Source organism: Streptomyces sp. NBC_00207 (genome assembly GCF_045160965.1).
Taxonomy (GTDB): domain Bacteria; phylum Actinomycetota; class Actinomycetes; order Streptomycetales; family Streptomycetaceae; genus Streptomyces.
Window position 1 is genome coordinate 5506092 of the sequence record NZ_CP130715.1, and the last position, 25942, is coordinate 5532033.

The following is a 25942-nucleotide window of genomic DNA, read 5'->3' on the forward strand; positions in this document are numbered from 1 at the left end:
CGTTCGTGACGATCCGGAGGATCAGAGGACGCGGACGGCGCCGGTCGGCTTGTCGTAGCTCAGGTTGCGCTCGACGATGCCCGTGCTGGGGTTCTGCGCGCCGACGAACTTGCCGCCGCCGACGTAGATGGCGACGTGGTACGCGCTGCCCTTGGAGCCCCAGTACAGGATGTCGCCCGGCTGGAGGGCGTTCAGGGACACCGAGGTGCCGGCCGAGGACTGCGCCTGGGACATGCGCGGCAGGGAGATGCCGGCCTGGCGGTAGGCGGCCTGGACGAGGCCGGAGCAGTCGAACGAGGACGGGCCGGTGCCGCCCATGACGTACGCCTTGCCGACCTGCGCGCGGGCGAAGTTGACGATCGCCGCGGCGGAGCCGGTGGCCGGGGCGGTGACGGTACCGGTGCCCAGGGAGCTGCCGGAGCCGGAGCCGGAGGCCGAGGTGCTGTTGAGGGAAGTACGGGCGGTGGAGCGGGTGGCGCGCTCGGCCTCGGCCTTGCGGTCCGCCTCCTCCTTCTCCTTCTTCTCCTCGTCGGCCTTCTTCTGGGCCTCTTCCTTGGCCTGCTTCGCCTCGGCGGCGGCGCCGGTGCGGGCGCTCTCCTCCTGGGCGGTCAGTTCGCCCTCGACGGCGGCCAGGCGGGTGTTCTCGGCCGCCTTGGTGACTGCGGAGGAGACCTCGGCGGCCAGATCCAGGTTGAGGACCGGCATTTCGAGCGTCGTCTCGGCCACGGGCTCGGACGGGGACGCGCTCGCGGTGCCGGCCATGGCCAGGGTGCTGAGGACGCCACCGGCAACTCCGGCGCGGACCGCGAGCTTCGAGGCGCTACGACGGGGCTTCCGGTGGCTGGGTATGTGAGCGGTGTGGGACATGAGGACAACCGCTATCAGGGCGTCCGGGGTCCCTTCAAGAAACGTGGGTTGCGCCACAGTTGCCCGCGAACGGCGCTAACCGGGCGCGTCCGGCTCCTTATTGACGCCGTAACGGGCGAAACGGACAGGCCCTCACAAGGCTGTGATCATGGGGTTTCTGAAATAAGTCCGAATTGATCCACGACCTACCATCCCTCCGCACAGATGGCCAAGCCCTCTTTCGGAAGCACGGATTCAGAGTGGCGCAGGTCACAGGAACGTCACGCCATGCGGACGCTGTGGCCCGTCCGTGACCTTCCTGTGAAGAGGCCGAGAGGTTCGTGAACGGATGCACGCGCGCGGCGCGCTCCCCGGCCCCCGTCTGCCCCGCGTCCACCTCCGTACACACCGGCTCCCCCGACCGGGCGACGCCGATCCCTTTATCACCCCCACGCCCTCGGTGCCAATTTGCCTGCACGGGCCACCGTTTGATAGTGCCGTGCGCCTTCTACCTGCGGTAACGGGGCCGGATGTCACCTTTGGTGATCATGTGGATGCTTCACGTATGAAGATCACCACTCATTGGCCTTCATGATCGTTCGTCAGGTGGTGGAGATCACAAACTCGGTGTTGTAACCCGTGTCGCAGATCACAGACGGGCGGGCATAAGATGCGCACCAGTCCGGCTTGTGAACTGCCTCACATGCGAGCGCTCGATCAAAGCGCGATCTTCGCGAGGCGGTGCACGCGGTGCCGGCGGCGGTCCAACGGTCAAGGACGACTGGAAGGAGCGAGGAGCGTGAATGCGTACGCACCCATCCTCGTGCTCGGCGCCCTCGGCGCAGGGTTTGCGATCTTCTCCGTGGTCATGGCCACGCTGATCGGCCCAAAACGGTACAACCGGGCGAAGCTCGAAGCCTACGAGTGCGGCATCGAGCCGACGCCGATGCCGGCCGGCGGCGGCCGCTTCCCCATCAAGTACTACCTGACGGCGATGCTCTTCATCGTCTTCGACATCGAGGTTGTCTTCCTCTACCCCTGGGCCGTCACCTTCGACTCCCTGGGGATCTTCGGGCTCGTCGAGATGCTGCTCTTCGTGCTCACCGTCTTCGTCGCCTACGCCTACGTGTGGCGCCGCGGCGGCCTGGAATGGGACTGAGGGGCTGAATTTTCCATGGGACTGGAAGAGAAGCTGCCGAGCGGCTTCCTGCTGACCACCGTCGAACAGGCCGCGGGCTGGGTGCGCAAGTCGTCCGTCTTCCCGGCGACCTTCGGCCTGGCCTGCTGCGCCATCGAGATGATGACCACCGGAGCGGGCCGGTACGACCTGGCCCGCTTCGGCATGGAGGTCTTCCGCGGATCCCCGCGCCAGGCCGACCTGATGATCGTGGCCGGCCGGGTCAGCCAGAAGATGGCGCCGGTGCTGCGGCAGGTGTACGACCAGATGCCCGCTCCCAAGTGGGTCATCTCCATGGGGGTCTGCGCCTCTTCGGGCGGCATGTTCAACAACTACGCGATCGTCCAGGGCGTCGACCACATCGTCCCGGTGGACATCTACCTGCCCGGCTGCCCGCCGCGCCCCGAGATGCTGTTGGACGCGATCCTCAAGCTCCACCAGAAGATCCAGGGCGGAAAGCTCGGCGTGAACCGGGAAGAGGCGGCACGTGAGGCGGAGGAGGCGGCCCTCAAGGCCCTCCCCACCATCGAGATGAAGGGGCTGCTCCGGTGAGCGAGACCCAAGAGCCGGAGAACGGCACCACCGGCGACAACGGCGGCAACGGCAGCAACGTCCCTGCGCCGCGCGACCAGGGCCCCGAGGTCATCGGCGTCCGCAAGGGCATGTTCGGCGCCAGGAACGGCGGCGACACCAGCGGCTACGGCGGCCTGGTGCGGACGATCGCCCTCCCGGGTCCGTCCGCTCGGCCCTACGGCTCGTACTTCGACCAGGTCGTGGACGAGCTGGAGGGAGCCCTGGAGGAGCAGGACCTGCTCCCTGCGAACGCGATCGAGAAGGTGGTCGTGGATCGGGGAGAGCTCACTCTCCACATCGCCCGCGAGCACCTCGTCCGGGTCGCGCGCACCCTGCGCGACGACCCCGCCCTGCGCTTCGAACTCTGCACCGGCGTCTCCGGGGTCCACTTCCCCGACACTGCGCCGATTCACGACATGGGCCGCGAGCTGCACGCCGTCTACCACCTGCGCTCGCTCACCCACGGCCGGATCGTGCGGCTGGAGGTGTCCGTCCCGGACAGCGACCCGCACGTCCCGTCGCTCGTCTCCGTCTACCCGACCAACGACTGGCACGAGCGCGAGACGTACGACTTCTTCGGCCTGGTCTTCGACGGCCACCCGGCCCTCACCCGGATCATGATGCCGGACGACTGGCAGGGCTTCCCGCAGCGCAAGGACTACCCGCTCGGCGGCATCCCCATCGAGTACAAGGGCGCCCAGATCCCGGCTCCCGACCAGCGGAGGTCGTACAGCTGATGTCCACGTCAAACCACGCCTCCGCCGACCATGCTTCCGCGCGCGAGACGACCGAAGGCACCGTCTACACCGTCACCGGCGGCGACTGGGACGAGATCGTCCAGTCCGCGGCCAGGGCCGACGACGAGCGGATCGTCGTCAACATGGGCCCCCAGCACCCCTCCACCCACGGGGTGCTCCGCCTGATCCTGGAGATCGACGGCGAGACGGTCACCGAGGCCCGCTGCGGCATCGGCTACCTGCACACCGGCATCGAGAAGAACCTCGAATACCGGAACTGGACGCAGGGCACCACCTTCGTGACGCGCATGGACTACCTCACGCCGTTCTTCAACGAGACGGCGTACTGCCTCGGCGTCGAGAAGCTGCTCGGCATCACCGACCAGATCCCGGACCGCGCCACCGTCATCCGCGTCCTGCTGATGGAGCTCAACCGGCTCTCCTCCCACCTGGTGTGCATCGCCACCGGCGGCATGGAGCTGGGCGCGACCACGATCATGATCTACGGCTTCCGCGACCGCGAGCTGATCCTCGACATCTTCGAGCTGATCACCGGCCTGCGCATGAACCACGCGTTCATCCGCCCCGGCGGCCTCGCCCAGGACCTGCCCCCGGGCGCCGTCGACCAGCTGCGCGAGTTCGTCAAGACGATGAAGAAGAACCTGCCGGAATACGACAAGCTCGCCACCGGCAACCCCATCTTCAAGGCCCGCATGCAGGACGTCGGCTACCTCGACCTCACCGGCTGCATGGCGCTCGGCGCCACCGGCCCGATCCTGCGCTCCGCCGGCCTGCCGCACGACCTGCGCAAGTCCGAGCCGTACTGCGGATACGAGAACTACGAGTTCGACGTGCCGACCACCGAGAGCTGCGACTCCTACGGGCGGTTCCTGATCCGCCTGGAGGAGATGCGCCAGTCGCTGCGGATCGTCGAGCAGTGCCTGGAGCGCCTGGAGCCGGGCCCGGTGATGGTCGCCGACAAGAAGATCGCCTGGCCGGCGCAGCTGGCGATGGGACCCGACGGCCTCGGCAACTCCCTCGACCACATCAGGAACATCATGGGCACCTCCATGGAGGCCCTCATCCACCACTTCAAGCTGGTGACCGAGGGCTTCCGGGTCCCTGCCGGACAGGCGTACGCGGCCGTCGAATCGCCCAAGGGCGAGCTCGGCGTGCACGTCGTCTCCGACGGCGGCACCCGCCCCTACCGGGTCCACTTCCGCGACCCGTCCTTCACCAACCTGCAGGCCATGGCCGCGATGTGCGAGGGCGGCCAGGTCGCCGACGTCATCGTCGCCGTCGCCTCCATCGACCCCGTGATGGGAGGCGTCGACCGATGACCGCCAGTCCTCAGAACCAAGGGGTCTCGCTGGGCATGCCCCAGCTGCCGGCCCCCGACTTTCCGGCGGAGGTACGCGAGCGCCTCGAAGCGGACGCGAAGGAGGTCATCGCCCGCTACCCGGACAGCCGCTCCGCGCTGCTGCCGCTCCTGCACCTGTGCCAGGCGCAGGAGGGCCACGTCTCGCGCACCGGAGTCCGCTTCTGCGCCGAGGTGCTGGGCCTGACCACCGCCGAGGTCACGGCCGTCGCGACCTTCTACACGATGTACCGGCGCAAGCCCTCCGGCGACTACCAGGTCGGCGTGTGCACGAACACGCTGTGCGCGGTGATGGGCGGCGACGCCATCTTCGAGGAGCTCAAGGAGCACCTCGGGGTCGGCAACAACGAGACCACCCCCGACGGCAAGGTCACCCTCGAACACATCGAGTGCAACGCGGCCTGCGACTTCGCCCCCGTGGTGATGGTCAACTGGGAGTTCTTCGACAACCAGACCCCCCAGTCCGCCAAGGCCCTGGTGGACGACCTGCTGGCCGGCCGCGAGGTCTCGCCGACCCGGGGCGCGCCGCTGTGCACGTACAAGGAGACCGCCCGGATCCTGGCCGGGTTCCCGGACGAGCGCGAGGGCGCGGTCGAGGCGACCGGCGGCGCCGGTCCCGCCTCCCTGATCGGGCTGCGCATCGCCCGCGGCGAGTCCCCGCACGCCTCGATCGTGCACCCGCGCACCGAGGCGCGCGGCGAGACCCGTGGCGACACCACCACCGAGGGAGGGGAGGGATGACCGTGTCCTCCGAACTGAGCAATGGGGGCAGTACCTCCCGGCCGGAGGCCGGCGGAGGCACGAGCCCGGAGAAGCTCCTCGCGCCCGTGCTCTCGGCCTTCTGGGACGAGCCGCAGTCGTGGACGCTGGAGACCTACCGGCGCCACGAGGGCTACGAGGGCCTGCGCAAGGCACTCGCGATGACCCCGGACGACCTCATCGCCTACGTGAAGGACTCGGGTCTGCGCGGACGCGGCGGTGCGGGCTTCCCCACCGGAATGAAGTGGCAGTTCATTCCGCAGGGCGACGGAAAGCCGCACTACCTCGTCGTGAACGCGGACGAGTCGGAGCCGGGAACCTGCAAGGACATCCCCCTCCTCTTCGCCAACCCGCACTCCCTCATCGAGGGAATGATCATCGCGTGCTACGCGATCCGCTCGCAGCACGCCTTCATCTACCTGCGCGGCGAGGTGGTGCCGGTCCTGCGGCGCCTGCACGAGGCGGTGCGCGAGGCGTACGAGGCCGGTTACCTCGGGAAGGACATCCTCGGGAGCGGGCTCGACCTCGACATCACGGTGCACGCGGGAGCGGGCGCGTACATCTGCGGCGAGGAGACGGCGCTGCTCGACTCCCTCGAAGGCCGGCGCGGTCAGCCCCGGCTGCGTCCCCCCTTCCCTGCCGTCGAGGGGCTCTACGCGTGCCCCACTGTCGTGAACAACGTCGAGTCCATCGCCTCGGTTCCCGCGATCCTGAACAGGGGCAAGGACTGGTTCAAGTCGATGGGGACCGAGAAGTCCCCCGGCTTCACGCTGTATTCGCTCTCCGGGCACGTCGCCGGCCCCGGCCAGTACGAGGCCCCGCTCGGCATCACCCTGCGCCAGCTGCTCGACATGAGCGGCGGCATGCGGCCCGGACACCGGCTGAAGTTCTGGACCCCCGGCGGCTCCTCCACCCCGATGTTCACCGACGAGCACCTCGACGTCCCGCTCGACTACGAGGGCGTCGGCGCCGCCGGCTCGATGCTCGGCACCAAGGCACTCCAGTGCTTCGACGAGACGACCTGCGTGGTGCGGGCCGTGACCCGGTGGACGGAGTTCTACGCCCACGAGTCCTGCGGCAAGTGCACCCCGTGCCGCGAAGGCACGTACTGGCTGGTCCAGCTGCTGCGCGACATCGAGGCCGGCAAGGGCGTCATGTCCGACCTCGACAAGCTGAACGACATCGCCGACAACATCAACGGCAAGTCCTTCTGCGCGCTCGGTGACGGCGCGGCCAGCCCGATCTTCTCCTCGCTCAAGTACTTCCGCGAGGAGTACGAGCAGCACATCACGGGCAAGGGCTGCCCCTTCGACCCCAGGAAGTCGACCCTCTGGGCCGACACGGAGGTGAACGCATGACCGTCACCACTACGGCCGCCTCCGGAGGAGACGCGGCCGTTCCGCCCGAGGATCTGGTGTCGCTGACCATCGACGGGGCCGAACTGTCCGTGCCCAAGGGCACCCTCGTCATCCGGGCCGCCGAACAGCTCGGCATCGAGATCCCCCGGTTCTGCGACCACCCCCTCCTCTCCCCGGCCGGCGCCTGCCGCCAGTGCATCGTCGAGGTCGAGGGCCAGCGCAAGCCGATGGCCTCCTGCACCATCACCTGCACCGACGGCATGGTCGTCAAGACCCAGCTCACCTCCGAGGTCGCCGACAAGGCCCAGCGCGGGGTGATGGAGCTGCTGCTCATCAACCACCCGCTGGACTGCCCGGTCTGCGACAAGGGCGGCGAGTGCCCCCTGCAGAACCAGGCGATGTCGCACGGCAACGCCGAATCGCGGTTCGAGGGCAGGAAGCGCACCTACGAGAAGCCGGTCCCGATCTCCACGCAGGTGCTGCTGGACCGCGAGCGGTGCGTGCTGTGCGCCCGCTGCACCCGCTTCTCCAACGAGATCGCCGGCGACCCGATGATCGAGCTGCTGGAACGCGGCGCACTGCAGCAGGTCGGCACCGGCGAGGGCGACCCCTTCGAGTCGTACTTCTCCGGCAACACCATCCAGATCTGCCCGGTCGGCGCCCTCACCTCGGCCGCGTACCGGTTCCGCTCCCGCCCCTTCGACCTCGTCTCCTCCCCGAGCGTGTGCGAGCACTGCGCGGGCGGCTGCGCGACCCGTACCGACCACCGCCGCGGCAAGGTGCTGCGCCGCCTCGCCGCGGAGGACCCCGAGGTCAACGAGGAGTGGATCTGCGACAAGGGCCGCTTCGGGTTCCGCTACGCGCAGCGCCCGGACCGGCTCACCACCCCGCTGGTGCGCAGCGCCGCCGGGGTCCTGGAGCCGGCGAGCTGGCCCGAGGCCCTGGAGGCCGCGGCGGCCGGGCTCGCCGCCGCGCGCGGCCGGGCCGGGGTGCTCACCGGCGGCCGGCTCACCGTCGAGGACGCCTACGCGTACGCCAAGTTCGCCCGGGTGGTGCTCGACACCAACGACATCGACTTCCGGGCCCGCGTGCACAGCGCGGAGGAGGCCGAATTCCTGGCCGCCACCGTCGCCGGCACCGGCAAGGACCTCGACCGGCGCGGTGTCACCAACGCCTCGCTGGAGGCGGCCCCGGCCGTCCTCCTCGTCGGCATCGAGGCGGAGGAGGAGGCCCCCGGCGTCTTCCTGCGGCTGCGCAAGGCCCACCGCAAGCACAAGCAGCGGACCTTCGCCCTCGCCCCCTTCGCCACCCGCGGCCTGGAGAAGACGGGCGGCACCCTGCTGGCCGCCGCCCCCGGCACCGAGCCCGAGTGGCTGGACGCGCTGGCCTCCCGGACCGGCCTGGAGGCCGGCGGGGCCGTCGCCGCCGACGCGCTGCGCGAGCCCGGCGCCGTCATCGTGGTCGGTGAGCGGCTCGCCGGGGTGCCCGGCGCGCTGACCGCCGCCGTACGGGCGGCCGCGGCCACCGGGGCCACGCTGGTGTGGATCCCGCGCCGGGCCGGTGAGCGGGCCGCCGTCGAGGCGGGCGCGCTGCCGTCCCTGCTGCCGGGCGGCCGTCCGGCCACCGACCCGCGGGCCCGCGACGAGGTCGCGACCGCCTGGGGCCTGGACGAACTCCCGCACCGCTACGGCCGCGACACCGGCCAGATCGTCGAGGCCGCTGCCTCCCGCGAGCTCTCCGCCCTGCTGGTCGCGGGCGTCGAGGTGAGCGACCTGCCGGATCCGGTCCGCGCGCGGATCGCCCTCCAGGAGGCCTTCGTGGTCTCCCTGGAACTGCGGCCCAGCGAGGTCACCGCCCACGCGGACGTGGTCCTCCCGGTCGCCGCGGTGGCCGAGAAGGCGGGCGCGTTCATCAACTGGGAGGGCAGGGTCCGCCCGTTCGAGGCGGCGCTCAAGCCCGACCAGATGACCCGCCGGCTCGCCCCGGCCGACGCCCGCGTGCTCCACATGCTGGCCGACGCCGCCGACCGGCCGATCGCGCTGCCCGACGTGCACGCCGTACGCCGGGAGCTCGACGCGCTCGGCCCGTGGGCCGGGGAGCGCGCCGCCGAACAGTCCGCCGACACCGCGGCGCTGCCCCGCCCGGGCGTCGGCGAGGCGGTCCTCGCGGGCCACCGGCTCCTCCTCGACCAGGGCCGGCTCCAGGAGGGTGACGAGGCCCTGGCCGGGACCCGGCACGAGGCGAGCGCCCGGCTGTCGGCCGCCACGGCCGCCGAGACGGGCGTCAAGGACGGAGACGTCCTCGCCGTCACCGGACCGGCCGGCTCCGTGGAACTCCCGCTCCGGATCACCGAGATGCCCGACCGCGTGGTCTGGCTCCCGCTGAACTCCACCGGCTCCGGCGTCCTCGCCGACGCCGGCGCCCGCCCGGGCAGCCTCGTACGCATCGGCCCGGCGACCCCGGCCGGCACCGGCGACACCACTGCGGAGGTGGACGCGTGAACGCGGTACACGGTGACTTCGTACAACTGGCCGCCGAGGACCTCTCCCTGTTCGGCCGCGACGTCTGGTGGCTGGTCGTCCTCAAGGCGGTGTTCTGCTTCGCCTTCCTGATGGTGACCGTGCTCTTCTCCATCGTGTGGGAGCGCAAGGTCGTCGCCTGGATGCAGCTGCGCATCGGCCCCAACCGGCACGGGCCCTGGGGCATGCTCCAGTCGCTCGCCGACGGCGTGAAGCTGATGCTCAAGGAAGACCTGATCGTCAAGCGCGCCGACAAGGTGGTCTACGTCCTGGCCCCGATCATCGCGGCGATCCCGGCCTTCATGGCCATCGCGGTGATCCCCTTCGGGCCCGCGGACGACCAGATCTCCATCTTCGGCCAGCGCACCTCGATGCAGCTGACCGACCTGCCCATCGCGATGCTCTACATCCTCGCGGTGGCCTCGGTCGGCATCTACGGCATCGTGCTGGCGGGCTGGTCCTCCGGCTCCACCTACCCGCTCCTCGGCGGACTGCGCTCCTGCGCGCAGATGATCTCCTACGAGATCGCGATGGGCGCGGCCTTCGCCTCGGTCTTCCTCTACTCCGGGTCGATGTCGACCTCGGCGATCGTCGAGGCGCAGGAGGACCGCTGGTTCATCGTCCTGCTGCCGGTGTCCTTCATCATCTACGTGATCACGATGGTCGGCGAGACGAACCGCGCCCCCTTCGACATGCCGGAGTCCGAGGGCGACCTGGTCGGCGGCTTCAACACCGAGTACTCGTCCATCAAGTTCGCGCTGTTCATGCTGGCCGAGTACGTCAACATGGTCACCGTCTCGGCGGTCTCGGTCACCCTCTTCCTGGGCGGCTGGCGGGCCCCGTACCCGATCAGCTCCTTCTGGGAGGGCGCGAACCACGGCTGGTGGCCGATGCTCTGGTTCGTCCTCAAGGTGCAGCTGCTGCTGTTCTTCTTCATCTGGCTGCGCGGCACGCTGCCGCGCGTGCGCTACGACCAGCTGATGAAGCTCGGCTGGAAGGTGCTCATCCCGGTCTCCGTGGTCTGGCTGATGCTGGTCGCGACCGTCCGGGCCCTGCGCAACGAGGCGTACGACTTCAGCGAGATCGTCCTCTACGTCGGCGGCGGAGTCGTGGCGATCCTGCTGCTCTCCTTCGTCGCGGACATCTTCCGCGACAAGCGCGAGAAGGCGCAGGCGGCCGAGGCCGTCGGCGACGCCGCGCCCTTCGACCCGCTGGCGGGCGGATTCCCCGTACCGCCCAAGCCCGGCCAGCACCTGGCACCCGTACCGCGCAGGCGGCCCCGCAGCGAGCGGGAGCTGATTGTCAGTGGCGGGACGAATACTGACAGTGACCGAGAGGAGGCTTGAGAGATGTCCGACGACGACAAGTGGCAGAACCCGGTGGCGGGCTTCGGCGTGACCTTCAAGGCCATGTTCAAGAAGCGCCTCACCGAGCAGTACCCGGAGCAGCAGAAGACGACCGCCCCGCGCTTCCACGGACGGCATCAGCTCAACCGGCACCCCGACGGTCTGGAGAAGTGCATCGGGTGCGAGCTGTGTGCCTGGGCCTGTCCCGCCGACGCAATCTACGTGGAGGGCGCGGACAACACCGAGGAGGAGCGCTACTCCCCGGGCGAGCGGTACGGCGCCGTCTACCAGATCAACTACGCCCGCTGCATCCTGTGCGGGCTGTGCGTCGAGGCGTGCCCGACGAGGGCCCTCACCATGACGAACGAGTTCGAACTGGCCGACGCCAGCCGTGAGTCGCTCATCTACACCAAGGAGCAGCTGCTCGCCGGCCTCACCGAGGGCATGGTCGAGGCGCCGCACGCGATGTACCCCGGCACGGAGGACACCGACTACTACCGCGGGCAGGTGACGGGGGCCGCCCCGGGCACGGTCCGGCAGGTCGCGGTCACCAAGGGCGAGAAGCCCGAGGACGAGCCGGTGGACGGCCCGCAGGCCGAGGAGGTGCAGGCGTGAGCACCATCGCGGCGAGCCTCACCTCCACCGGCGAGGCCGTGCAGTTCTGGATCCTCGGCACGGTCGCCGTCATCGGCGCCCTGGCCACGATCCTGATGAAGAAGGCCGTGCACAGCGCCCTCAGCCTGGCCGGGACGATGATCATCCTGGCGGTCTTCTACCTCGCCAACGGGGCGTACTTCCTGGGCGTCGTCCAGGTCATCGTCTACACCGGCGCGATCATGATGCTCTTCCTCTTCGTGGTCATGCTCGTCGGCGTCACCGCCGCCGACTCCCTGAAGGAGACCATCAAGGGGCAGCGCTGGCTGGCCGCCCTGTGCGGGCTCGGCTTCGGCATCCTGCTGATCGCCGGCATCGGCCACGCCAACCTCACCCACTTCAACGGGCTCGGCCGGATCAACTCCGCCGGACACGTCGAGGGCCTGGCCCAGCTGATCTTCACCAAGTACGTCTTCGCCTTCGAGATCACCGGCGCGCTGCTGATCACCGCGGCCGTCGGCGCGATGGTGCTCACCCACCGCGAGCGCACCGAACGGGCGGCCACCCAGCGCGAGCTCGCCGAGAAGCGCGTCCGCGAGGGCGTCCAGCTCCCGCCGCTGCCCGCGCCCGGCGTCTACGCCCGGCACAACGCGGTGGACGTCGCCGGCCTCCTGCCGGACGGCACCCCGTCCGAGCTGACGGTCAACAAGACGCTGCGCGGCCGCGGCCAGATCCGCGACGTGTCGAGCGAGGCGCTGAACGACCTGAAGGCACTGGAGCAGGCGTCGGCGGAGCGCCTCGGCCGCGAGGAGGCATCCAAGTGAATCCGGTCAACTACCTGTACCTGGCGGCCCTGCTGTTCACCATCGGCGCGACCGGCGTGCTGATCCGCAAGAACGCGATCGTGCTGTTCATGTGCGTCGAGCTGATGCTCAACGCCTGCAACCTCGCCTTCGTCGCGTTCTCCCGGATGCACGGCAACCTCGACGGCCAGATCATCGCGTTCTTCACGATGGTCGTCGCCGCCGCGGAGGTCGTGGTCGGCCTGGCGATCATCGTGTCGCTCTTCCGTACCCGCCACTCGGCCTCGGTCGACGACGCCAGCCTGATGAAGCTGTAAGGGGTCGCTGTGGAGAACCTGATTGCGCTGCTGATCGCGGCGCCCCTGCTCGGAGCGGTGGTGCTGCTGTGCGGCGGCCGGCGCCTCGACAGGATCGGCCATTGGATCGGCACCCTGCTCGCGGCCGTCTCCTTCGGGATCGGCGCCGTGCTGTTCGCCGACATGCTGTCGCGCAGTGCCGATGACCGGACCCTGTACCAGCGCCTGTACACCTGGATCCCCGTCGAGGGCTTCCAGGCGGACATGGCCTTCCAGCTGGACCAGCTGTCGATGACCTTCGTCCTGCTGATCTCCGGGGTGGGCACGCTCATCCACGTGTACTCGATCGGGTACATGGAGCACGACGAGCGCCGCCGCCGCTTCTTCGGCTACCTCAACCTGTTCGTCGCGGCCATGCTCCTGCTGGTCCTCGCCGACAACTACCTGCTGCTGTACTTCGGCTGGGAGGGCGTGGGCCTCGCCTCGTACCTCCTGATCGGCTTCTGGCAGCACAAGCCCAGCGCGGCCACCGCCGCGAAGAAGGCCTTCCTCGTCAACCGGGTCGGCGACATGGGCCTGTCGATCGCGGTCATGCTGATGTTCACCACCTTCGGCACCTTCGCCTTCGAGCCGGTGTTCGCCTCCGTGGGCAAGACCTCCGAGGGCATGCTGACGGCGATCGGCCTGATGCTGCTGCTGGCCGCCTGCGGCAAGTCGGCGCAGGTCCCGCTGCAGTCCTGGCTCGGTGACGCGATGGAGGGCCCGACCCCGGTCTCGGCCCTCATCCACGCGGCCACCATGGTGACGGCGGGCGTGTACCTGATCGTCCGCTCGGCCGCCGTCTTCAACGGGGCACCGGACGCGCAGCTCGTGGTCACCGTCGTGGGCGCGGTCACGCTGCTCTTCGGTGCGATCGTCGGTTGTGCGAAGGACGACATCAAGAAGGCCCTGGCGGGCTCGACGATGTCGCAGATCGGCTACATGATCCTCGCCGCGGGCCTCGGCCCGATCGGCTACGTCTTCGCGATCATGCACCTGGTGACGCACGGCTTCTTCAAGGCAGGGCTCTTCCTCGGGGCGGGTTCCGTGATGCACGGGATGAACGACGAGGTGGACATGCGCAAGTACGGGGCCCTGCGGAAGTACATGCCGGTCACCTTCGCGACCTTCGGACTCGGCTACCTGGCCATCATCGGCTTCCCGGGCCTGTCGGGCTTCTTCTCGAAGGACATGATCATCGAGGCGGCCTTCGCGAAGGGCGGCACCGAGGGCTGGATCCTCGGCGGCGTGACCCTGCTGGGCGCCGGCATCACGGCGTTCTACATGACCCGCGTCATGCTCCTCACCTTCTTCGGCGAGAAGCGCTGGCAGCCCGACGCAGAGGGACACCCGCCGCACCCGCACGAGTCCCCGAAGTCGATGACCATCCCGATGGTCATCCTGGCCTTCGGTTCGGTCTTCGCCGGCGGCTTCTTCGAGATCGGCGACCGCTTCCTGAACTGGCTGGAGCCCGTCACCGGTTACGAGCACGGCCACCCGCCGGTCAGCGCCATGACGATCACCGCGGCCACCATGGCCGTCCTCCTCGTCGGCGTCGGCATCGCCTGGGGGACGTACGGCCGCAGGCCCGTCCCGGTCCTCGCCCCGCGCGGCTCGCTCCTCACCCGGGCGGCCCGCCGGGACCTGTACCAGGACGACTTCAACCACGTCGTGCTGGTGCGCGGCGGGGAGCACCTGACCCGCTCGCTCGTGTACGTCGACCACAGCCTCGTCGACGGGGTGGTCAACGGGACGGCCGCCTCGGTCGGCGGGCTCTCGGGCCGCCTGCGCAAGCTGCAGAACGGCTACGCCCGCAGCTACGCGGTCTCGATGTTCGGGGGAACGGTGGTCCTGATCGCCGCGACCCTGCTGATGAGGGCGGTGTGAAATGAGTTTCCCGCTTCTGACGGTGACGGCCGCGGTCCCCGCGGTCGGTGCGATCCTGACGGCGGCCGTCCCGGCCGCCCGCAGGACCGCCGCCAAGTGGCTCGCGCTGCTCTTCTCGCTGGCGACCCTGGCGCTGGCCGTGCTCGTCGCGGTCCGCTTCGACCCGAGCGGTGACCGCTACCAGCTCACCGAATCCCGGCCCTGGATCGCCGACTTCGGCGTCCGCTACGAGCTGGGCGTCGACGGGATCGGGGTGGTCCTCATCGGGCTCACCGCGCTGCTGATCCCCTTCGTGATCGCGGCCGGCTGGCACGACGCCGACCCCCTGGAGACCAAGAGCTCCCGGTGGCGGCCGACCCAGGGCTTCTTCGCCCTGATCCTGCTGGTCGAGGCGATGGTGATCATCTCCTTCGAGGCCACCGACATCTTCCTCTTCTACATCTTCTTCGAAGCCATGCTCATCCCGATGTACTTCCTCATCGGCGGCTTCGGGGACCGGGCGCACTCCGGTTCCGACGAGAACGCGTCCGCGCAGCGCTCGTACGCTGCGGTCAAGTTCCTGCTCTACAACCTGGTCGGCGGCCTGATCATGCTGGCCGCCGTCATCGGTCTCTACGTGGTCGCCGGGAACTTCTCGCTCCAGGAGATCACCGCCGCCCGCGCCGCGGGCACGCTCGACATGGCGACCAACACCGAGCGGCTCCTCTTCCTCGGCTTCTTCTTCGCCTTCGCGGTGAAGGCCCCGCTGTGGCCGCTGCACACCTGGCTGCCGAACGCGATGGGGGAGTCCACCGCCCCGGTCGCCGTCCTGATCACCGCGGTCGTCGACAAGGTCGGCACCTTCGCGATGCTCCGCTACTGCCTCGGGCTCTTCCCGGACGCCAGCAAGTGGGCCACGCCGGTGATCCTGGTCCTGGCCCTGATCAGCATCGTCTACGGCGCGCTGGTCGCGGTCGGCCAGCGGGACATCAAGCGGCTGGTCGCCTACGCCTCGATCTCGCACTTCGGCTTCATCATCCTGGGCATCTTCGCGATGACCTCCCAGGGCCAGTCCGGCGCCACCCTCTACATGGTCAACCACGGCCTGTCGACGGCGGCGCTGATGCTGGTGGCCGGCTTCCTGATCTCGCGGCGCGGCTCGCGGCTCATCGCCGACTACGGCGGCGTCCAGAAGGTGGCCCCGGTCCTCGCCGGGACCTTCCTGATCGGCGGCCTGGCCACCCTCTCGCTGCCGGGCCTCGCGCCCTTCGTCAGTGAATTCCTGGTCCTGGTCGGCACGTTCGCCCGGTACCCGGTCGTCGGCATCATCGCCACCATCGGCATCGTGCTCGCCGCGCTCTACACGCTGGTGCTCTACCAGCGCACGATGACCGGCCCCGTGAAGGAGGAGGTCCGCACGATGCCGGACCTGCGCCTGCGGGAGCTGCTGGTGGTCGCCCCGCTGATCGCGCTGCTGATCGGGCTGGGCGTCTACCCGAAGGTGCTCACCGACATCGTCAACCCGGCGGTGGAGCACACCATGTCGGACGTGAAGCAGACGGACCCGAAGCCCGAAGTGGCCGTCGAAGCCAAGAACGGGGAGGCGGCGAAGTGAGCACAGTGACTTCCGCCCACAGCCTGTGGACGCTGGCGGCCGAGGCACCGGTCGACCGGATCCCGGCACCGACCATCGAGTACGCACAGCTCGCGCCCACGCTGATCGTGGTGGGCGCGGCGGTCCTCGGGATCCTCGTGGAGGCCTTCGTGCCCCGCAAGTCCCGTTACTACGTGCAGGTGTTCCTCGCCGTCGCGGCGCTGGCCTCGGCCTTCGCGGCGGTCGTCGGCCTCGCGGCCGGCGGGTACGGCTCGACCAAGGCGCACATCGCCGCGATGGGCGCCATCGCCGTGGACGGCCCGGCGCTGTTCCTGCAGGGCACCATCCTGCTGGCCTCGGTCGTCGCGATCTTCACCTTCGCCGAGCGGCGCCTCGACCCGGCCGCGCACGGCAACCGGGTGGACTCCTTCGCCGCCCAGGCGGCGTCCGTACCGGGCAGCGAGAGTGAGAAGGCCGCCGTCAAGGCGGGCTTCACCACCACCGAGGTCTTCCCGCTGGCCCTGTTCGCGATCGCCGGAATGCTGATCTTCCCGGCGGCCAACGACCTGCTGACGCTCTTCATCGCGCTGGAGGTCTTCTCCCTCCCGCTGTACCTGCTCTGCGCCGTCGCCCGCCGCCAGCGGCTGATGTCGCAGGAGGCCGCGGTGAAGTACTTCCTGCTGGGCGCCTTCTCCTCCGCCTTCCTCCTCTTCGGCATCGCGCTGCTCTACGGCTACGCGGGCTCCGTCTCGTACGCGGTGATCGCCGACGTGGTCGACGGCACGGTCGCGAAGATCGACCCGGCGCTGGCCTCCACGATGGGCAACGACGCGCTGCTGCTGATCGGCGGCGCGCTGATCCTGATGGGCCTGCTCTTCAAGGTCGGCGCGGTCCCCTTCCACATGTGGACCCCGGACGTCTACCAGGGCGCCCCGACCCCGGTCACCGGCTTCATGGCGGCGGCGACGAAGGTGGCCGCCTTCGGCGCGCTGCTGCGGCTGCTCTACGTGGTCCTTCCGGGCCTGCGGTGGGACTGGCGGCCGGTGATGTGGGGCGTGGCCATCGTCACGATGCTGGCGGGCGCGGTGGTCGCCGTGACCCAGACGGACGTCAAGCGGCTGCTCGCGTACTCCTCGATCGCGCACGCGGGCTTCATCCTGGCCGGTGTGATCGCGACCTCGGCGGAGGGCGTCCAGGCGGTCCTCTTCTACCTGGGGGCGTACTCCTTCGTGACGATCGGCGCCTTCGCCGTGGTCACGCTGGTGCGCGACGCGGGCGGCGAGGCGACGCACCTGTCCAAGTGGGCCGGGCTGGGCCGGCGTTCGCCGCTGACGGCGGCCGTCTTCGCCGTGTTCCTGCTGGCCTTCGCCGGCATCCCGCTGACGTCGGGCTTCACCGGCAAGTTCGCGGTGTTCACGGCGGCGGCCGAGGGCGGCGCGGGAGCGCTGGTCGTGGTCGGTGTGATCTCGTCCGCGATCGCCGCGTTCTTCTACATCCGGGTGATCGTCCTGATGTTCTTCAGCGAGCCGAAGGCCGACGGCCCGACGGTGGCGGTTCCCTCGCCGCTGACGATGACCACCATCGCGGTGGGCGTCGCGGTCACCGTGGTCCTGGGTGTGGCCCCGCAGTACTTCCTGGACCTGGCGGGGCAGGCGAGCACCTTCGTCCGCTGACCGGTTCGCCGTACGGCACAGGGCCCGGCCCCCTTCGGGGGAGCCGGGCCCTTCGTCGTTGCACGGGGCTACTCCTCCGGACGGTGCCGGGGTGTGATCGCTGTGAGGTCGACATCGATGGTGAACGGTGCGGAGACCTTCAGGCGGTCGTGGAAGATCCCCGTCGCGACGTAGGCACCCGTGGCGGGATCCAACTCGTAGACGTAGACCACAGCACGTCCGTCCTTGTTCTCGACCCGCCAGAAGTGGACGATCCCGGCCCTGGCGTACTTCAACGGCTTGGTTTCGCGGTCACGTCCGACAGAGTCGGGGGAGACCACCTCGATGGCCAGCACCACTGCCTCGGCAGGGAACCGGGTCTGTTCCAGATCGCCTACGACATCCGTGCGTACGACCACCACATCCGGCTCGGGTCGATTCCGTTTGTCGATGTCGATCGTGAACTCGCGAAAGATCTCGAAGTCGGCGGGGGCCGCCGACCGCAGCTGCCACTTGAACAAGTCAATGGCCCGCTCGTGGAAGATGCTCTGCGGACTCACGAAGATCAGGCTTCCGTCGATCAGCTCCGTGTGCGGAGGCAGATTCGGAAGCGTGTCCAGGTCGTCCGCGGTCCAGCCGCCCGCGGGCGGGATGGGCCAGCGGGGTCCCGGCTCCGGCTCAGGCTGCGGCGCTGCGGGTTCGACGCTCATCAATGCTCCCATGGGGCAGAGTCTCGCGAGTGCGTTCAGCGTATCGCCGCAGTTCTCGCGAAAGGCCGTCCCTATGGGTGAGTCATATGCGCATGGCACTTGACTGCATCGGCGGGCGCGGACTAGCGGCCGTGCGCGTGGGCGGGGGGCTTGCCCGGGGTGGGTGCCTTCTTCGGGCAGGTCAGGGCCGGGTTCCAGTTGTGGAAGCGGCCGGCCGGGTTCTTCTTGTACGCCCACATGTGCAGGTCGTAGTGCTTGGGCATGCCCGCCCAGTGGCCCGGCATCGGCCCGTCGAAGGGCAGCCCGAACATGCTCGGACGGTCGTCGGCCGTCTTCAGGTCCTGGTCCCGGTCGGTGGACATCCACTCCACGGTCTCCAGCCTGCGGCGGCCGCCCCGGTCCTTCTCCCGGCTGTAGAGGAGCGCGGTCGGCCTGGCGGGGTCCTTCGAACCCCAGTTGGCCTGCTTGACGTAGTGGTAGTTCATGGCGCCCACCCCGAACGGGTTGGTCATGCACTCCTCGCCGTGGGGGACGTACCCGTCCTTGACGGCCTCCCGCTCGTCCGCGTACCTGGCCGTCGCCGCGATCGCCGTCGCCATGTCCCGCATGGCCTGCGCGTTGCGCGGGTCGGGCGCGGGCCCTTCGACCGCCTGGGCCGGAGCCACGGCGGTCAGGCCGAGGGACACGGCGGCCGCACAGGCGAGGGCGGTCTTCAGACTGCGTACGTACATGGCGGGGCTCCTCGCGGTGGGGGTACGGGGTACGGGTTCCCGCTTCCATTCGTCCGTCCACCATCCCGGCCCGTCCCGCCCGCCGCACGCGGCGCGCCTCCGAACGGGGCCCCGGCGCCCCTCAGGCGCGGGCCGCGTACGCGCGGACGTCCGCGTCCGGGTCCGTGACCGCAGTGGCGAGCGCGGTCCGGGCCTCCGCGGAACCCCGGTGGGCCAGCAGGGACAGGACCGCCGCCTTGCGGACGTCCGCGTTGGCGTCGGCCAAGGCCTTGGCCAGAGCCGGTACCGCCGCTTCCGGGGCGGCCGCCGACAGCCCGGCCGCCGCCCCCGCCCGGACCTGCCAGGCCGCGTCGGCCAGGGCCGCCACCGCGGTGTGCGCGTACCCGTCAGGGCAGCCGACCGAGGCCAGGGCGCCCAGCGCCGCACCCCGCACCAGCGGGTCGGCGTCCGCGAGCAGCGGGTCCAGCGGCGCCGGCGCCGGATCGCGCACCGCGGCCAGCCCCTTGGCCACCGCCACCCGGACCTCGCGGGCCGGATCCGAAGCGGCCGCGGCCAGCGCCGGGACCGCGTCCACCGAGACCAGCGCCCGCACCGCGTGGATACGGACCTCCGGGTCGGCATCGGCCAGCGAGGCGGCGTACAGCTCCGCGCCGCCCAGCCGCAGCGCCCGCAGGGCTTCGAGCGCGGCCGAGCGCACCACCGCGTCGGGCACGGCCAGCGCGGCGCGCAGCCCGGCCGCCAGCTCCGGCCCGCCCGGCAGCACCTCCACCAGCTCGCGCAGCGCGGCCGCGGCGGCCGCCCGTACGGCCGGAGCCCCGTCCGCGAGCCGGTCCGCCAGTGCCGGCCCGGCCCCCGCGGGGACGGTCTCGCCGAGCGCGGCGACGGCCGCCGCCCGGACCGCGGGATCGGGGTCGTCGAGATAGGGACGCAGGAGGTCCAGGCCGGGTGACTCCTCCGCCAGGGCGAGCAGTTCCAGGATCCGCGGCGAGGCGTCTCCCGCCCGCTCGGCGGGCAGGCGCTCCACTGCGGCAGGCGCCGAGCCCGCGGAGCCGGGGGCCCCGGGGCCTTCCCCGCGCCCCGCCGGAGGGGACTGGCGGGGGCCCGCCGTGGCCACCGGGACCAGGGCGACCTCGCCCAGGTGCCGCGAGGGGCCGCCGGCCGGGGCGAACCCGTCGACCGGCACCAGGTACGGCTCCACCGGCCGGGCCGTGAACTCCATCGCACCCGAGGCCGACTTGCGCAGGTCCAGGTGGTACAGCCAGCCCGTGTCGTCGCGCTCCGGGTGGTCGAGCCGCTCGTGGTAGAGGCCCCAGCGGGACTCGGTGCGGGCCAGCGAGGAACGGGCCGCCATCTCCGCGCAGTCGCGGATGAACGACACCTCCGCGCACCGCATCAGCTCGTGCGCGGTGGTCGCTCCCATCTCCGCGATCTCGCCGGTCATCCGGTCGAAGGCGGCCACGGCGAGCGAGAGCTTCGCGCCCGTCTTCGGCGGGGCCACGTAGTCGTTCACGAACCGCCGCAGCTTGTACTCCACCTGCGGCTGCGGCGGGCCCTCCGGGTTGCGCAGCGGCCGGTAGATCAGCTCGTGGGCCGCCGCCACCTGGCCGGCCGGCAACTCGCCCTCGTACGCCGTGTACCCGGCCGCGTCCGCGCCCGCCAGGTCACCGAAGACGAACGCCCCGATCATGTAGTTGTGCGGTACGGAAGCCAGGTCCCCGGCGGCGTACAGCCGCGGCACGGTGGTGCGGGCGTGGTCGTCGACGCGGACGCCCGACGCCGAGTGGCCCCCGCACAGCCCGATCTCCGAGATGTGCATCTCGATGTCGTGCGTGCGGTAGTCGTGGCCGCGGCCCGCGTGGAAGGTGCCGCGCGTCGGCCGCTCGGTGGTGTGCAGGATCGATTCCAGCGAGGCCACCGACTCCTCCGGAAGATGGCTGAGCTTCAGGTACACCGGGCCGCGGTCCGAGGCGAGTTCGGCGGCGAATTCCGCCATCATCTGGCCCGACCAGTAGTCGGAGTCCACGAACCGCTCGCCGTGCCGGTTGACCTGGTAGCCGCCGAAGGGGTTCGCGACGTACGCGCAGGCCGGGCCGTTGTAGTCCTTGATCAGCGGGTTGATCTGGAAGCACTCGATCCCCGTCAGCGCGGCGCCCGCGTGGTAGGCCATGGCGTAGCCGTCGCCCGCGTTGGTCGGGTTCTCGTAGGTGCCGTAGAGGTATCCGGAGGCCGGCAGGCCGAGGCGTCCGCAGGGGCCGGTCGCCAGGATCACCGCGCCCGCGCGCACCGTCACGAAGGCGCCCGTCCGGGTGTTGAAGCCGACCGCGCCGATCGCCCGGCCGTCCTCGGGCGAGGTGAGGACCCGCACCGGCATCACCCGGTTCTCGATCCGGATCCGCTCCCGCATCTCGCGGCGCCGCAACTGCCGGTAGAGGACCTTCTTGACGTCCTTGCCCTCGGGCATGGGCAGCACGTACGAGCCCGAGCGGTGGACCTGGCGCACGGCGTACTCGCCGTGCTCGTCCTTCTCGAACTTCACCCCGTACGACTCCAGGCGCTGCACCATCGCGAACCCGCGGGTGGCGGTCTGGCGGACCGTGGACTGGTCGACGATGCCGTCGTTGGCGCGGGTGATCTCGGCGACGTAGTCGTCGGGCTCGGCGCGGCCGGGGACGACGGCGTTGTTGACCCCGTCCATGCCCATGGCGAGGGCGCCGGAGTGGCGTACGTGGGCCTTCTCCAGCAGCAGGACGCCGGCCCCGTGCTCGGCGGCGGTCAGCGCCGCCATCGTGCCGGCGGTGCCGCCGCCGATGACGAGGACGTCGCAGGAGAGTTCCTCGGCGTCGCCGATCGCGGGGATGTCCACGGTGCTGCCTTTCAGAGAGAGTCGATGATCTGCTGCCGCAGGGCGGCGTGCGTCGCCGCGCGGCCACGGTCGCGGGGATGCGGTACGGACACCACCTCACCGGTGCCGAGCAGGGCGACGCGGTCCCCGACGAAGAGGGCCTCGTCCACGTCGTGGGTGACGAAGACGACGGTCGCGCCGGTGCCGGCGAGGACGTCCACGAGGAGGTCCTGCATCTCGGCCCGGGTCTGCGCGTCGAGCGCCCCGAACGGCTCGTCCATCAGGACGGCGCGCGGGCGCGCCGCGAGGGCGCGGGCCAGCTGCACGCGCTGGCGCTGGCCGCCGGAGAGCTGGTGCGGGAGCCGGTGGGCGTGGCCGCCGAGACCGACGCGCTCCAGCCACTCCCCGGCAGCCCGCCGCCGCTCCGCCCGCGACGGCCGGCCGGGCCCGCCGGTGCGGGAGCGCCTGATGGCGAGGGGGAGTTCGACGTTGGCGCGGACCGTGCGCCAGGGGAGCAGGGCGTCGTCCTGGAAGACCAGGGCGCGGTCGGCGTCCGGGCCGGTCAGCGGCCGCCCGTCCTGTTCGACGGTGCCGCCCAGCGCGGGCAGCAGACCGGCCAGGGTGCGCAGCAGTGTGGACTTCCCGCATCCGGACGGGCCCACCACGGCCAGCACCTCCCCGGCGTCGACCGCGAGGTCGACCCCGTCGAGCACCACGTTCCCGCGGTGGCCGAGCCGCACCCCGCGCAGTGCGAGCCGGGCCCCTCGGGGCGGTGCGTCGACCGGGGTGGTCGCGACATCGGTCAGGCTCATGGCGAGGTCACCTCTCATGTACGGAGCTTCGCGTGTTCCGCCCCGGCTTCGGAGGCGGGACGGGGGGCATCGGGGCCCGTCTCGGCGCGGACCTGCGGCGGGCGGGGCCGCGGGAGGGCCGCCGCGGCGGCCACGGCGTCGCGCGCCGGCAGCCACCGCGTCAGGCGGCGGCCCGCGCGCTCCACCGCCGTGGACGTCAGCCAGCCCAGCGCGCCGATGGTGACCATGCCGACGAAGACGCCGGGGTAGTCGACCACCGTGTAGTCCTGCCAGGTGCGGTAGCCGACCCCGTACTCGCCGGAGATCATCTCGGCCGAGATCACGCAGATCCACGACACCCCGATGCCGACCGACAGGCCCCCGAAGATGCCCGGCAGGGCCCCGGGCAGGACCACGGAGAACAGCACCCGCGCCCGCCCGCCGCCCATCGTCAGGACCGCCTCCTCCCACACCGGGGCCAGCGCCCGCACCGCGTGCCGCGTCGAGACCAGCACCGGGAAGAAGGCGGCCGCGCAGGTGATGAAGACGATCCCCTGCTCGTTGGACGGGAACATCAGGATCGCCACCGGCACCAGCGCGATGGCCGGGATCGGACGCAGCACCTCCAGCAGCGGGCCCACCACGTCGGCCGCGATCCGGGACCGGGCGACCGCCGTGCCCACCACCACGCCCAGGACGGCGGCGAGCGCGAAGCCCGTCACGATCCGGCGCAGGCTGGAGGCCAGGTCCTGCCAGTAGGGCCCGGTCCCGGCCCGCTCCGCGAACGTCGAGGCGATCTCGCCCACCGTCGGGAACTGCTCGAAGCGCAGCCACAGGTTCACGTCGAGCGAGGTCAGCCCCTGCCACAGCAGGAGCGCCGCCCCGAGCGAGGCCGCCCGCAGCAGCCAGCGGGCGCCCGTCATGACGCCAGGGCCCCGGCCTCGGCGAAGCTCAGGATCCGCGCCCCGGATCCCTGGTGCTGGTCGACGTACGACTTCGCGCCCGCCGGCGTGACGAAGGCGCGCAGCTCGGACCCCTCGGCCACCCACACGGCCTTGTCCGCGAACCACAGCGTGCCGGTCACCGCGTCCGGCACGTACGCCGCCCGGACGTCCGCGCCGCGCGCCGCCTTCAGCAGCTCGCGCGGGGAGTCGAAGGACTGCGTCCGGGTCTGGCCTTTCAGCCACAGCTCGGACTTGGGGGCCGACGCCTTCGGGTACTCCGGCGCGCCGGCCGCCACCCGCTTCAGGGGCTCGGGGTCCACGAAGGCGTCCACGTCCACGTCGCCGACGAGCTTGCCGGCCTGCAGCACCGGCACGTCCTGCTTCAGCGCGTCGATCAGCTCCGGGCGCAGCGCCGGGTCGAAGGTGGCGATGCCGTTCGCGCCGTTGTAGAGGTACACCACCTCCGCCGGCAGACCGGTCTCCTTGGCCACCGACTCGGCGGCCGCCACCGGCTCCGCGCGCAGGTGGTCGGTGGCCTTGCGCTGCGCCCGCAGGAAGTCGTCCAGTACGCCCGGCCGCTCCTTCGCGAACTTCTCGCGCACGGTGACCCCGTGGAAGGTCGGCAGGTTCAGCTCGGCGCCGTCGTAGAGGGCCTTCGCCCGCCCCTCGTACGCGAGCTGCCCCGGCCACGCCACGAACTGCGACAACGCGTCCGCGCTGCCCGCCTGGAGGGCCGAAGCGCCCACGCTGGGCTGCTGGTTGAGCTTCTGGATGCCGCTCTCCGGGTCGATCCCCGCGCGCTGCAGGGCCCGTACGAGGGTGCCGTCGGCGGCGGAGCCCACGCTCGTGGACACCTTCTTGCCGCGCAGGTCGGCGAGGGACTCCAGCTTCGAATCCGGAGCGGTGACCACGGTGTTGAGGCCGCCGCGCAGGTTGTAGCCGGTCACGGAGACGAGGTGGGTGGGCTGCTTCAGCTCCTTGCCGCGCGCCGCGTTGATGAGGAGCGGGAAATCGCCCATCGAGCCGATGTCGATCTTCCCGGCGGTCATCTGGGCGGTGATCGGGGCGCCGGTGGCGTAATCCTGCCAGTCCACCTTGTAGGTGACGCCGTCCTGCTTGCCGCGCGCGGCGAGTTCCTGCTCGAAATAGCCGAGGGAGCGCAGCAGGGTGCCGGCGGTGACGGTGTTGATGGTCTTGGACTGGTAGCCGACGGTCACGGTGACCGTCCGGGAGCCGGACGCCCCGGAGGCGTCGCCGCCGCAGGCCGTGGCGAGCGGGGCGAGGAGCAGGACGAGTGCGGGCGCGAGAGCCTTCGTACGCATGGAGGTGGGGCCTTTCACCGGAGCAGGTAGGGCATGTTGACGGTGACCGCGCCGGTGGGACAGCGGGCGGCGCACGGGCCGCAGTACCAGCACTCGTCCACGTGCATGTAGGCCTTGCCGTTGTCCTCGCGGATCGCGAGCGAGTCGAGCGGACACATGTCGACGCAGAGGGTGCAGCCGTCGATGCACAGGGACTCGTCGATGGTCACGGGCACGTCGCCGCGCTGGGGGACCACAGGCATGGCTGTCTCCAGGGAAGGGGGTGTGGCGGTGGCTTAGAGGGAGCGGCGCAGCAGGCCGCTCATGGTGATCCGGTCGCCGCGGAAGCGGATGAACTCCAGGTCCACGGGCCGGCCGTCGCGCAGATGGGTGAGCCGTTCGAGCATCAGGACGGCGGCCCCGCGCGGGGCCTGCAGGACGGCGGCGGAGTGCGCGTCGGCGTTGACGGCCTCGAGGGTGATCTCGGCGTGGCCGAGCGGCTGCCCGGTCAGCTGTTCCAGGAGCCGGAAGACGTCCGTGTTCTCCAGGTCGCAGCCCAGCAGCTCGGCTCCGATGTCCATCGGCACGTAAGTGAGGTCGAGGGAGAGCGGCAGCCCGTTCAGGCGCCGCAGCCGTTCGATGTAGAGCACGTCGGCGTGCTCGGGCAGGCCGAGGCGGCCGGCGACGGGGGCGGGGGCGCGCACGGGCCCGACCGTGCGGACCTCGTTGGTCACCCGGCCGTGCTCGTGCAGGGTCTCGGCCAGGCCCTGGAGGCGGTCCAGGCCGTGCGGGTACTTCTCGCAGACGACGACCGTGCCGACACCCGGCCGGCGCTCCACCAGCCGCTCGCCGCGCAGCAGGTCGAGGGCCTGGCGGACGGTGTTGCGGCCGGCGCCGTAGTCGGCGGCGAGGGCGCCCTCCAGGGGGAGGACCCCGTCGGGGTAGCCGCCCGCCAGGATCTGGTGGCGGAGCAGGTCGGCGAGCTGTCGCGCCTGGTCCGCGCGCAGCCGCCGGCGGCGCGCGGCGGCGACCGGGACGGTGTGCGTGGCGGTGCGTTCGGCTGGCATGGCAGGGAACGTACCGGGG

The 25942-nt window shown here is 70.9% G+C and carries 23 protein-coding genes; 14 read left to right on the top strand and 9 right to left on the bottom strand.

Features of this window, described 5'->3' with window-relative positions:
- Positions 1-21: 21 nt before the first annotated feature.
- Positions 22-867, bottom strand: a complete 846-nt coding sequence (locus OG472_RS26150) for a C40 family peptidase (protein ID WP_383573969.1) — start codon at positions 865-867, stop codon at positions 22-24.
- Positions 868-1645: 778 nt separating this feature from the next.
- Between OG472_RS26150 and OG472_RS26155 the strand changes: the two genes are divergently transcribed.
- Genes OG472_RS26155 through nuoN form a run of 14 tightly spaced genes read left to right on the top strand, consistent with a single transcriptional unit; the run spans position 1646 to position 17558 of the window.
- Entirely contained in the window at positions 1646-2005 is a 360-nt protein-coding gene (locus OG472_RS26155; protein ID WP_030010013.1) for an NADH-quinone oxidoreductase subunit A, read from the top strand.
- Positions 2006-2020: 15 nt separating this feature from the next.
- On the top strand, positions 2021-2575 hold the full coding sequence (locus OG472_RS26160; RefSeq protein ID WP_266381642.1) for an NADH-quinone oxidoreductase subunit B family protein: 555 nt from the start codon (positions 2021-2023) through the stop codon (positions 2573-2575).
- A complete protein-coding gene (locus tag OG472_RS26165) occupies positions 2572-3333 on the top strand; it encodes an NADH-quinone oxidoreductase subunit C (RefSeq protein WP_405942109.1) in 762 nt (253 codons plus the stop codon). The genes OG472_RS26160 and OG472_RS26165 overlap by 4 nt, the downstream gene beginning before the upstream one ends.
- A complete protein-coding gene (locus OG472_RS26170) occupies positions 3333-4673 on the top strand; it encodes an NADH-quinone oxidoreductase subunit D (RefSeq protein WP_376615678.1) in 1341 nt (446 codons plus the stop codon). The genes OG472_RS26165 and OG472_RS26170 overlap by 1 nt, the downstream gene beginning before the upstream one ends.
- On the top strand, positions 4670-5452 hold the full coding sequence (gene nuoE / locus OG472_RS26175; RefSeq protein WP_405942110.1) for an NADH-quinone oxidoreductase subunit NuoE: 783 nt from the start codon (positions 4670-4672) through the stop codon (positions 5450-5452). Before OG472_RS26170 ends, nuoE begins: the two co-directional genes overlap by 4 nt.
- Complete coding sequence (nuoF, locus tag OG472_RS26180) at positions 5449-6828, top strand: NADH-quinone oxidoreductase subunit NuoF (RefSeq protein WP_405942111.1); 1380 nt, start codon at positions 5449-5451, stop codon at positions 6826-6828. The genes nuoE and nuoF overlap by 4 nt, the downstream gene beginning before the upstream one ends.
- Entirely contained in the window at positions 6825-9329 is a 2505-nt protein-coding gene (locus OG472_RS26185) for an NADH-quinone oxidoreductase subunit G (RefSeq protein WP_401607524.1), read from the top strand. Before nuoF ends, OG472_RS26185 begins: the two co-directional genes overlap by 4 nt.
- A complete protein-coding gene (gene nuoH, locus OG472_RS26190; RefSeq protein WP_405831534.1) occupies positions 9326-10693 on the top strand; it encodes an NADH-quinone oxidoreductase subunit NuoH in 1368 nt (455 codons plus the stop codon). Before OG472_RS26185 ends, nuoH begins: the two co-directional genes overlap by 4 nt.
- Positions 10694-10696: 3 nt before the next feature.
- Positions 10697-11308 carry an NADH-quinone oxidoreductase subunit NuoI gene (nuoI, locus tag OG472_RS26195; protein WP_376615683.1) on the top strand — a complete coding sequence of 204 codons (612 nt, stop codon included), beginning with the start codon at positions 10697-10699 and terminating at the stop codon, positions 11306-11308.
- Positions 11305-12111: an NADH-quinone oxidoreductase subunit J gene (locus tag OG472_RS26200; RefSeq protein WP_327415749.1), complete on the top strand. Its 807-nt coding sequence runs from the start codon at positions 11305-11307 to the stop codon at positions 12109-12111. The genes nuoI and OG472_RS26200 overlap by 4 nt, the downstream gene beginning before the upstream one ends.
- On the top strand, positions 12108-12407 hold the full coding sequence (gene nuoK, locus OG472_RS26205; RefSeq protein WP_030653455.1) for an NADH-quinone oxidoreductase subunit NuoK: 300 nt from the start codon (positions 12108-12110) through the stop codon (positions 12405-12407). The genes OG472_RS26200 and nuoK overlap by 4 nt, the downstream gene beginning before the upstream one ends.
- Before the next feature lie 9 nt (positions 12408-12416).
- Entirely contained in the window at positions 12417-14312 is a 1896-nt protein-coding gene (gene nuoL, locus OG472_RS26210; RefSeq protein WP_405942112.1) for an NADH-quinone oxidoreductase subunit L, read from the top strand.
- Position 14313: 1 nt separating this feature from the next.
- Positions 14314-15906, top strand: coding sequence for an NADH-quinone oxidoreductase subunit M (locus tag OG472_RS26215; protein ID WP_405942113.1), 1593 nt, complete (start codon positions 14314-14316; stop codon positions 15904-15906).
- Positions 15907-15911: 5 nt separating this feature from the next.
- The gene (nuoN, locus tag OG472_RS26220; protein ID WP_401607894.1) at positions 15912-17558 is read left to right on the top strand and encodes an NADH-quinone oxidoreductase subunit NuoN; all 1647 of its coding nucleotides are present in this window, start codon (positions 15912-15914) and stop codon (positions 17556-17558) included.
- A 68-nt stretch (positions 17559-17626) separates the two neighbouring features.
- Here nuoN and OG472_RS26225 read toward each other — a convergent pair whose 3' ends face one another.
- From OG472_RS26225 to OG472_RS26260, 8 genes are all read right to left on the bottom strand, one after another.
- Positions 17627-18247: a Uma2 family endonuclease gene (locus OG472_RS26225; protein ID WP_405831538.1), complete on the bottom strand. Its 621-nt coding sequence runs from the start codon at positions 18245-18247 to the stop codon at positions 17627-17629.
- 122 nt (positions 18248-18369) lie between these two features.
- Positions 18370-18978: a hypothetical protein gene (locus OG472_RS26230; protein WP_405831540.1), complete on the bottom strand. Its 609-nt coding sequence runs from the start codon at positions 18976-18978 to the stop codon at positions 18370-18372.
- Positions 18979-19099: 121 nt separating this feature from the next.
- The gene (locus tag OG472_RS26235) at positions 19100-21841 is read right to left on the bottom strand and encodes a fumarate reductase/succinate dehydrogenase flavoprotein subunit (RefSeq protein ID WP_405942114.1); all 2742 of its coding nucleotides are present in this window, start codon (positions 21839-21841) and stop codon (positions 19100-19102) included.
- Between the two features lie 11 nt (positions 21842-21852).
- A complete protein-coding gene (locus tag OG472_RS26240) occupies positions 21853-22632 on the bottom strand; it encodes an ABC transporter ATP-binding protein (RefSeq protein ID WP_401607509.1) in 780 nt (259 codons plus the stop codon).
- A 14-nt stretch (positions 22633-22646) separates the two neighbouring features.
- Positions 22647-23534, bottom strand: a complete 888-nt coding sequence (locus OG472_RS26245; protein ID WP_405831543.1) for an ABC transporter permease — start codon at positions 23532-23534, stop codon at positions 22647-22649.
- Positions 23531-24877 carry an ABC transporter substrate-binding protein gene (locus OG472_RS26250; RefSeq protein ID WP_405942115.1) on the bottom strand — a complete coding sequence of 449 codons (1347 nt, stop codon included), beginning with the start codon at positions 24875-24877 and terminating at the stop codon, positions 23531-23533. The genes OG472_RS26245 and OG472_RS26250 overlap by 4 nt, the downstream gene beginning before the upstream one ends.
- Before the next feature lie 14 nt (positions 24878-24891).
- Entirely contained in the window at positions 24892-25119 is a 228-nt protein-coding gene (locus OG472_RS26255; RefSeq protein WP_030011381.1) for a ferredoxin family protein, read from the bottom strand.
- A gap of 33 nt (positions 25120-25152) precedes the next feature.
- Entirely contained in the window at positions 25153-25923 is a 771-nt protein-coding gene (locus tag OG472_RS26260; RefSeq protein WP_401607502.1) for a GntR family transcriptional regulator, read from the bottom strand.
- Positions 25924-25942 lie beyond the last annotated feature (19 nt).